Raw genomic sequence first — 8,777 nt, forward strand, 5'->3', positions numbered from 1 at the left:
GTGATATTGCATTTTGCTGTGTGGGGGCGTGACCGCAGTGAGACGTTGAGCTTGTGGGACAAGGTGCGTCGTATGGTGGCGCACCGGCTGGTGACGGTTCGCATCGTCGATAGCGACCATGATCTGACGTGTACGGGCATGGCTTCGATGGATAAGACGGACGGCACATGGGACAGGGAATGGGCCGAGGGCACCATCAATGTGGTGTGCCCTCGCCCGGAGTTGCTATCCCACACGGCGCGTAGCTTCCAGTTGCTGGCGAGCCACGCGGTGGACGGGGCTACTGGTGTCGGCCTGTCCTACAACCAGTTGGGTTATATCACGTATTGGCAGGGAACGCCTGACGAGAGTCCTTCCGTCATGGAGATCGGCACGAACCGTGGCCGGTTCGGTTTGGCGTACCCGCTGGCGTATTCCGGTTCCAGTGATACGGCGAATGTCGCGTCGCAGTCTGCCGGACTATTGCGCAATGAGGGGACGAGCCGCGCATACCCGGTGTTCACATGCAACGGCCCGTTCCCGAACGGTGTCGCCCTTGATTTCCCGTCGTTGAACACTTCGATCGAATGCACACAACCGGTGTATGGCGTGCCGCTGGTATTGGATTGCCGATCACGTTCCGCGACGGTCGGCGGGTTGGATGTGTCCCGCCGCTTGTCGGCGCGTGGGTTCCCTACCGTCGAACCGGGCGGAACGTTGAGTGTCGTCCTGCGTACCGGCGGCACCGGTTGGGTTGATTGCAGCATCCATGACACATACATGTAAGGAGATTAGGTATGGCTACGGCTTTGGGTGTCCAGCCGGACAGTAACGGCAATGGTGTCACCCCGGAAGTGCATCGTATGATTATCGCCGCGCAATGGCATAACACGGGCGTTATCGACGGGCTGGGCGTGACGGGGCGCAGCGACCTGCAATACGATGTCGCTGCGGGTGTGGCCGTCTGCTCGAAGGGTGATGCGGATGGTAAGACGTTGGCGTACTGGCCGGGCGGGCAGACTTCTGCCGTGTCGGCTGGTGATGCGTCCAACCCGCGTATCGACTTGGTGTGGATCACAGCCCATAACCCGAAGGCCGGGGACGCTGACAATAGTGTCGTGGTCGGTGTGACGCAGGGCACACCAGCAGCTAACCCGGTCGCTCCGGCGCTTCCGGCTGGTTGCACGCTGCTCAGGTCGATGCGCGTCCCGGCGAACGCGACGGCCACAAGCTCGGCAACCGCAACGGATTCGATTAACTATGCGATTCCGTATGGTGCGAGTCTCGGCAAGCTCGGTGAGAACTGGGACAGGCGCGATTTTACCGGCGATAGTACGGCGAAGAAGTATTGGTATGAGCAGCCGATAACGTTCACGCTGCCGACCGACCGTCTGGTCGAGTTCCAGTTCAAAGTCAATTACAGTTCAGCCACCGCGACATCGTGGGAGGATACGGCGCACCGTTCGGAGTGGGCCGTCGGATTCCAGTTGGACGGCAAGGACCTTGACCATTCGTGCGCTAACTTCGTGTCGTTCGGCGCGTGGGAGACACACGAAACGTCGTATATCACGACCGTCACGGCTGGCACTCATACGGCGCGCCTACGCACATGGCTCCAAAACGGTGGAGCGCCAGCATTCCACTACAATCCCTCGACCGACAACAAGGACGCATTGTGGTGTGGCCGTAGGTTCATCATCTGGGATAGGGGGGCTGTGGCCTGATGACGTGGAGCGCTTACCTGTATGACACGATGACCGGTCTGCTCGCGCAGAAGATTGATATTCCGTCGTTCAGTTGGAGCATGAGCGTGTCGGATTCGTCGTTCACGACGACGACGGGGAAGGACGTGGGTGTCGATGAGGTGAGCGGACTACAGTTGCCGTGGTCGCAGATTCCTGGGGTTGATGCGGCGGCGAAAGCGTCGGCGTTGCAACCATACAAGCGTGGATTGGTGTTGTTCTGGCGTACCGGGCGTGAGGACGCGGGTAGTCTTGGTACGCCCGTGTTGGCTGGCGCGTTGGGCGTCCGTTCGAGTACGCGGCAGGATGTGAGTCTCCCGTTCGTATCGATGCTGACCGTGCTTGGCGACCGGTATCTGGTACATGAGAATGGTTTCGGTTCTGGTAAGAATCACACGTCACCGGGCGTATGGCGGTACGAGAATCTGTCGTATCGCGCGTTGGCGTGTGCGGTGATTCAAGCGTGTACGAGTGATAAGCCGGGCGGCCAACTGCCTATCGACCTGCCGTATCTCGGTGAGGGCGGGACGCATAGCCTGCCGGTCGAAAGCGGGGATACGGACACGTCATCGAGCAATACAAGGAAGTCGAAGTGGCGGACGAACCTGGCGGACGGGTATACGGAAACCACGGTGGACGGTGACAAGACCACGGTCACTGAATCGCATACGCGCGAGCAGACCGCAGTGAAAAAGGTCACGGAGAACTACACGTACACGAACAGCAAGGGCGTGAAGACGACCCGTAGCCGTACCCGTGACAAGACCATTACGACCGGTAAGACCGTGATCGTGAAAACCACCGTCACGGAGAATCAGAAGGAATATGCGAAGGTGACGGTGACGACCCGCACCACGACATATTCGTATGATTCTGACGGGAATCAGACGGGCAGCAGTACGAGTACGGACGGGCCGCACGTAACGTATACGACGCGCCAGTCGGTAGCCGAATACAAGGATTACAATATCGCGAACCATTCGTGCGCTCAGATATTGAAGAACATCGCGAGCACGGACGGCGGGCCTGACATGCAGTTCCGCCCGTATCAGTCTGACAGTCAGCATATTCGCTTCCGGTTCGAGGCAGGCAGCGACGGCGACATATATCTGCGGAACAAGCAGGAGCTTTCACTGGATTCCGGCCCTGACGGTGGCACGTTGGAGCAGGTGAAGATCGACCGTGCGGCGCCGGTCATGCGCGTATACGGTACGGGGAGCGGCACGGATACGGCGACCTTGTGCGCCATGTCCGAAGACCTGTCCCTCACCTCGCGTGTGACTGACCCGTGGCCGCTCAGGGAGAGTGTGGTCACGGGCACGGATGTGAAACTGTACGAACAGTTGAAAGGCCGTACTGACGCGCAGTTGGCGGCCAGCAAATACCCGCTCGCCCAGTTCACCGGCGTATTGGATGCGGACGATACTGATGCGGCGGGGAACCTGTTGCATCCGCTCGGCTCGTTCTGGCCGGGCGAAACATTCCACATCGCCATCGAAGGGTATCCGGATTGGCCGGACGGCGTGTATGTGATGCGGCTCATGCAGATGAGCGGTGACGAGAGCGGCAAGGTCACGTTGAAGTTCGACCCGATTGTTGACGTGACCGCCTGAACATGTTTGAGAGGGGTATGCCTGTATGGCTGTGCATGGAGAGTTGCGGCCTGATGACAACGCGCTGCCGTTGCTGGTCGCTTCGGTCGCGTTGAGCAAGGCTGATAGTGCGATGACCCGTCCGACCGGTTCGGTGCGCGTCGATAACGGTGACGGCACCGAAACGTGGATGGGCGATGCGGCCAGCGAGAACGGCGGCATCATCCAATGGGTAGGGGATACGACCCCTCCATCCCAACCTACCGGGTTCACGGCGGTCTGCCAGATGGGTGTCGTCGTCGCCTCATGGGCTGGGACTTTGGCTGAACCGCTACCGGCTGATTTCTCGCATGTGGAAGTGTATGCGCAGAAGGACGGGGATACGACCGTCACTGATGCGGGTACCATGTACGGCGCGGGGAGCGTGACGCTCACCGGGTATGCGGAGGGTGACATCATCGACTTGTGGGCCGTCGCGTATGATGACGCGCACAATCAGGCCGGTGAGAGTACGCCGAACGCCAGTCCGAAAAGCGGTGTCGTGACGGTCATCATCGAACCGGTCGTCAGCCAACAACAGTTGGCGGACAAGACGAGTGAGATTCTGTCAGCCGCGTCGGAGGACGCGGCCAAACAGGTGAGCCGCGTGCAATCGGATTTGACCTCCACCAAGCAACAGGTGGAGTCGAACACGAGTGGCGTGCAGGCGGCCAGCACACAGATCGCGGACACGGACAGCCGCCTGTCTTCCTTGTCTTCGCAGATGACGAGCGGGTTGAAGGATGCGACGGATACCGCGAACACGGCGAAAACCACGGCAGATAACGCGGCCAGTCAGGCCAGCACGGCGGCAAATACGGCGAACAGTGCGGCAAGTAGCGCGGCTACAGCCGTCAGCACGGCGAACAGTGCGGCAAATACCGCCAGTACGGCGAAAACCACCGCCGATAACGCGGCGAACACCGCGAACACGGCTGTGCAGAAGGTCAGCGACCTGTCCACCCAGTTGACACAGGTCAAACAGACCGCAGACGGGAAAAACCGTATCTATCTCGCGGAGACCGCGCCGACAGGCTCAGGTTTGACGCCCGGCGACCAATGGTACAAGCGTTCCGATTACCGTACATACGCGGAGGGCGAGCCGGACAAGAGCGTCAGCGTCATGGAGATACCTTCATCGCGCATCCGCGGCGTGTACGTGTGGGACGGTAGTTCGTGGAACGAGAAGAACTTCGTCGCGTCCAATATCCTCGCGACCGGCACGGTCGGTGCGAAGGAGCTTGCCGCCGACGCGATCTACGGCAAAACCCTCCAAGGTGGCAAGGTCATCGGCGGGACTGTGAGGGGCGCTGATTTCACGCTCACTGATTCAGCATTGGCCACAACGATTGCGCAAGCGAATTCGAGTGGCGTGTTTTTCGGTGATTCGCTTTCGTACGCGCAGGTGAACGGCAAGTGGGTGTTGAGCGTGAAGGACACCGTGCAGTCCGGCGGCGATTTGAGTGGTGTCACGGTGACGGGCAGTACTATCCAGACCACTGCCACGGCCAGTCGCGGTGTGAAGATCACGTCGGGTGGTTTGGTCGCGTATGACAGGAACGGTGCGACCACACTGACCGTGGACGCGACGACGGGCAGTATCCTCATGAAGGGTGCGGTCAGTACGAACAGCACGCTGAACACGCCCGCCATCAATTCGGGTACGGTGACTGGCGCGGTTATTCAGACTACGGCGGCGGTGAATCGTGGTGTGAAGCTGTCCGGCAGCGCATTACAGGCGTGGGACGATAATGGTAATCAGACGTTGGATTTGAATGGTTCGCAGAACACGATGACGGGCACGTTCCGTACCGCGTTGAGCGGCGCGCGAATCGAAATCAGCAACCAGACCGTGCAGAACGTGACCACCGGTAAATTGGTTGGATACGACAAGAACGGTAATGTGAACTGGCTGGTGTCCGGTGATATCCAAGGCGCCGGCGTCACTGACAGCGGTGAACCAGACGGTGACGTGTTCTCGCACACCACCATGCACATCGGTGTCACGGCGCAGAACCCGGAAATCAATATCACCAGGTATTCCAAAGGTTGGCAGCAAATCTCGATGGGTGCCGACCGTGTGGATATCCAATCATCGGGCACTGATTTCCGCGGCTGGACTGGCGGCATCTACCTGAACGGTGCTCGTATCGACCCGTACTACATCACCGACATCACGAAAATCCTCACGTTCGAGAACGCGAATTGGAGCGAATACACGGGCGCGGGAAAGAACGACCCGCGTACCCGACTGCTCATCGTCGGCAATCTGAGGTTCCTCACACTCGAAATGCAATGCACGTCGAATATCGGCACACGGTGGAGGGCTGGACGCCTGCTGGCGGAGCATATTCCCGCGAATGGTATCAACGCGTGTTGTGCCATGGCGAACGGCCACGTTGGTGACTGTTTCATCATCGGGAAGAACGTGGATTCCGGTGTGACGGATGCTAATGGGAAACCCGTGACTGCCGGGGATATTTATGTTGACCCGTTTAGCCCGAATGCCGCGTACTGGTTCTGCGCGACGTTCATTTACCAAGTCTGAATAATAATCGACCTATTTGTAGTGAAGGAGAATCATATGGCTGATACCACTGATACGACCACGACCGACACCGGCACCGTGGGCAAGGATTCGACTGCCGTGACCGATGCCACCGGCACCAGTGTCGCCGATACCGGCGGCATGGATACCCACACCGGCACGACCCATACGACGGGCGCCGCCACCACAGATACAGGTACGACCGCCACTACGCCCGCCGCCACTACGCCCGGCACGAATACGACCGAAACCAACACAGATACGGTCACACCAACCGTGACCATCGACCTGCCGCCACCCCCAATAAGCGTCAAACACGAACCCCGCCGCACCGGCCTCGTCCACTCGAATGACTGGCAGAAAGGGGAAGTCTGGGTAACCGCCGACCGGAGCCGCAATCTCACGGCCAGCATCCCCGACAAGCAGAACAGCACGAGCGTCAACCTGACCGACAGTGTGACCGGCAACACGCGCACACTCACCATCAACGAGCTACGCGAAGTCAAGACCATCCTCACGGTGAGCGATGAAGACAAACAACTTGTCAATGAGAGGAAGTGACCGGACGTGGATGTTGACGCAATGAAAGTCATCAACGAGTTGACCACGCAGATCAGCAGTCTCAGCTATGAGCTTGCGGTGGCGCGCGCCCAAGTGAAAACCTTGCAGGAGCATACGGCCAGCCAGCCGATGGATGCGCCCGCTAGCGTCGTGGAAGGCGGGGGAGACTGATGGGACCCTTCTGGCCGCACGTTATCCAACAGTGTGTGGATTGGCTTATCCCGTTCGGGTGTGGTGGTTTGGCTGGTTGGACGGCGCGTACCGTCCGCCAGCTTGCCGCGTTGAAAACCGGTATGCAGGATTTGCTTCGCGCGCAGTTGATACAGATTCATGGTTCGACGGTCGCAGTGGGGCGTCCGGTGCCGGTGGATTTGAAGGAGGAAGCCGACCGCGTGTACCAGTCGTATCACGCGTTGGGCGGTAACGGGACGGGCACACGGCTGCATGACGAGATCATGAGCGCGCACGTGAAAGACGACAACTTGATGGGAGGAAACCAATGAAAGAGCGGCGTAACCTGTTCCCCAACCCTCGATTCAGCTTGACCGGCACCAACCCAAAGTGGAATTCCAGCTCGATGCGGCACAGTGATTTGAACGGCGTCCCGCGACTGGTCGCGGAGCATGTCAGTACGGGTGCCGACATCTACATGTGGCCTGTCAAGCTTGACCCCGGCGCATACCATTTCCAAGTGCTCACGTGGCATGAGAAACCGTGCCGCGGGTGCATCATCTGGGGAAGCTCAAACCCTGACAACGGCGCAATCGTCTTACTTGATGATGGGGTGAAGGATTCGAGGAACGCTGTCACGCAGTCATGCGATTTCACGGTGACCGCTGACATGCCGTGGATTCTGATTGGATTCACCACCGGGGAAACCGGCACGGTCGGCCAACATGACGCACTCTACTGGCATCCGCTGCTGGAAGCGAAGTCAACGTATGATATGGTCGCGAACAGCGGGGGGGGGGTATTCCCGTGTACTTCGATTACGGGACGCTCCCGGAGTAAGCGTAGCGGGGTGGTCGCATGACCGCCCCCAAGGAAATCCGGAATCTGATTACCGACCCCCGGTTCACGGGCGGCCAATGGACAGCCAACGGCGCGTTCGTCACGCCGTTAACCGAGCAGTACGCGTTGAATGTGACGAACAGCAACAGCGACGACGCGTTCGCGCGTCTTATCCTACCGGATGTGACCGCGTATCGTGGCGTGAACATGACCTTCGCCTGCTCACTCAGCTGGGTACCGTCAAACGCGACGGAGTGTGGGAACGGGCTAATGTTCGTACTGGGCAATACGATTCTCGGCAACATGTCGGATGGCGGTACCGCGAGTACGGGGCGGAAAGTCCTGCAATTCACTATCCCGCAGGATACTACGAGTCTGGAAGTCCGCTTGTACGGGCCAGCCGTGGACAACAGCACGTTCCAATGGTGGCGGCCCATGCTGACGCGTACCGAAGACTACCAGCTGATGCTTCATGGTACCGGCTTGCCCGCGCCGATGGACTACTTCGACTACGGTACCAACCCCGAGTAATCAACGCGGGGGGGTGCTGAATGACGCACCTCCTGAAAAACCACGTCACCAATCCGAAGTGCATCAACCAGCCGCAAGGAATATGGGCGGACAGCACCAGCATCGTCAACATCACGCGGTTGGATTCCGGGAAATACCGGTACACGCCACCGGCAGATGCGACGAAAAGCGGTATCGCTCTTGGAACGTTCAACGGGTTGCACGCGGAGATGATCGTCGTATTCCGCGTACTGGAATCAATCGACAAGACCGTCAACAATGGGTATTGGTTCGAAGGTGCCAGTGTCGTGGAGCAGTTCGACGAGCATACGATAGCGGGCAAAGTCAGCGGAGGCAGGGACCATTGGGACCCGTTCCTGTACATTCCGGCTGGCGGGTACACGCTGGACTGGGTGTGCTCGTTCACGCCGGACGACTACCAGACGTTGCGCGGCATGGGGTTGACGCACTTCTTCTACGACACGCGACCCGAGTAGCAGTCTCGGGGGTGGCGGCATGACCGACACCCTCAAGAACCTGTGCGCGAACCCATTACTCAAAACCATTGGGCTGACAGTCGAAACAGGATGCACACTCTCCTACACCGACAGCACCAGTGTCCTGCATGTGATTTCGACCGGCGACAGTGCCGGGCGCGTCCTGCTTCCGCCCATTGATATCACCCCATACTACGGTAAACCGCTGGTCATGAGCGTGGAAACGACAGGCAGCGGTACTGTCAGTGATGCAGCACTCTGCTACGTCAGATTCAACAACACCAACCTGACCCTGAAC

General features: G+C 59.2%; 11 protein-coding genes. All 11 read left to right on the forward strand.

Going from position 1 to position 8,777, the window contains the following annotated elements:
* Positions 1-765 (forward strand): hypothetical protein (locus tag DSM100238_RS09400; protein WP_167511136.1); only part of this gene is annotated, 765 nt, incomplete at its 5' end.
* An 11-nt stretch (positions 766-776) separates the two neighbouring features.
* Complete coding sequence (locus DSM100238_RS08930; protein WP_152356310.1) at positions 777-1,703, forward strand: hypothetical protein; 927 nt, start codon at positions 777-779, stop codon at positions 1,701-1,703.
* Positions 1,703-3,334 carry a hypothetical protein gene (locus tag DSM100238_RS08935; RefSeq protein WP_152356311.1) on the forward strand — a complete coding sequence of 544 codons (1,632 nt, stop codon included), beginning with the start codon at positions 1,703-1,705 and terminating at the stop codon, positions 3,332-3,334. Before DSM100238_RS08930 ends, DSM100238_RS08935 begins: the two co-directional genes overlap by 1 nt.
* Positions 3,335-3,359: 25 nt before the next feature.
* Positions 3,360-5,900, forward strand: coding sequence for a hypothetical protein (locus tag DSM100238_RS08940; RefSeq protein ID WP_152356312.1), 2,541 nt, complete (start codon positions 3,360-3,362; stop codon positions 5,898-5,900).
* Positions 5,901-5,936: 36 nt separating this feature from the next.
* Positions 5,937-6,461, forward strand: coding sequence for a hypothetical protein (locus tag DSM100238_RS08945; RefSeq protein ID WP_152356313.1), 525 nt, complete (start codon positions 5,937-5,939; stop codon positions 6,459-6,461).
* A gap of 6 nt (positions 6,462-6,467) precedes the next feature.
* Positions 6,468-6,632: a hypothetical protein gene (locus DSM100238_RS09405; protein ID WP_167511137.1), complete on the forward strand. Its 165-nt coding sequence runs from the start codon at positions 6,468-6,470 to the stop codon at positions 6,630-6,632.
* A 35-nt stretch (positions 6,633-6,667) separates the two neighbouring features.
* A complete protein-coding gene (locus DSM100238_RS08950; protein ID WP_167511138.1) occupies positions 6,668-6,964 on the forward strand; it encodes a hypothetical protein in 297 nt (98 codons plus the stop codon).
* On the forward strand, positions 6,961-7,494 hold the full coding sequence (locus DSM100238_RS08955) for a hypothetical protein (protein WP_152356315.1): 534 nt from the start codon (positions 6,961-6,963) through the stop codon (positions 7,492-7,494). Before DSM100238_RS08950 ends, DSM100238_RS08955 begins: the two co-directional genes overlap by 4 nt.
* Positions 7,491-8,003 carry a hypothetical protein gene (locus DSM100238_RS08960; protein ID WP_152356316.1) on the forward strand — a complete coding sequence of 171 codons (513 nt, stop codon included), beginning with the start codon at positions 7,491-7,493 and terminating at the stop codon, positions 8,001-8,003. Before DSM100238_RS08955 ends, DSM100238_RS08960 begins: the two co-directional genes overlap by 4 nt.
* Before the next feature lie 20 nt (positions 8,004-8,023).
* Entirely contained in the window at positions 8,024-8,479 is a 456-nt protein-coding gene (locus DSM100238_RS08965) for a hypothetical protein (protein ID WP_152356317.1), read from the forward strand.
* A gap of 19 nt (positions 8,480-8,498) precedes the next feature.
* Positions 8,499-8,777, forward strand: a 279-nt coding sequence (locus tag DSM100238_RS08970; protein ID WP_152356318.1) for a hypothetical protein, incomplete at its 3' end; no start/stop codon positions are given.

It is taken from the genome of Bifidobacterium apri (assembly GCF_009299485.1).
Taxonomy (GTDB): domain Bacteria; phylum Actinomycetota; class Actinomycetes; order Actinomycetales; family Bifidobacteriaceae; genus Bifidobacterium; species Bifidobacterium apri.

Coding starts and splice junctions, on each gene's coding strand:
- DSM100238_RS08960 (WP_152356316.1), top strand. CDS start 7,491: ATGACCGCCCCCAAGGAAATCCGGAATCTGATTACCGACCCCCGGTTC.
- DSM100238_RS08930 (WP_152356310.1), top strand. CDS start 777: ATGGCTACGGCTTTGGGTGTCCAGCCGGACAGTAACGGCAATGGTGTC.
- DSM100238_RS08945 (WP_152356313.1), top strand. CDS start 5,937: ATGGCTGATACCACTGATACGACCACGACCGACACCGGCACCGTGGGC.
- DSM100238_RS08940 (WP_152356312.1), top strand. CDS start 3,360: ATGGCTGTGCATGGAGAGTTGCGGCCTGATGACAACGCGCTGCCGTTG.
- DSM100238_RS08935 (WP_152356311.1), top strand. CDS start 1,703: ATGACGTGGAGCGCTTACCTGTATGACACGATGACCGGTCTGCTCGCG.
- DSM100238_RS08965 (WP_152356317.1), top strand. CDS start 8,024: ATGACGCACCTCCTGAAAAACCACGTCACCAATCCGAAGTGCATCAAC.
- DSM100238_RS08955 (WP_152356315.1), top strand. CDS start 6,961: ATGAAAGAGCGGCGTAACCTGTTCCCCAACCCTCGATTCAGCTTGACC.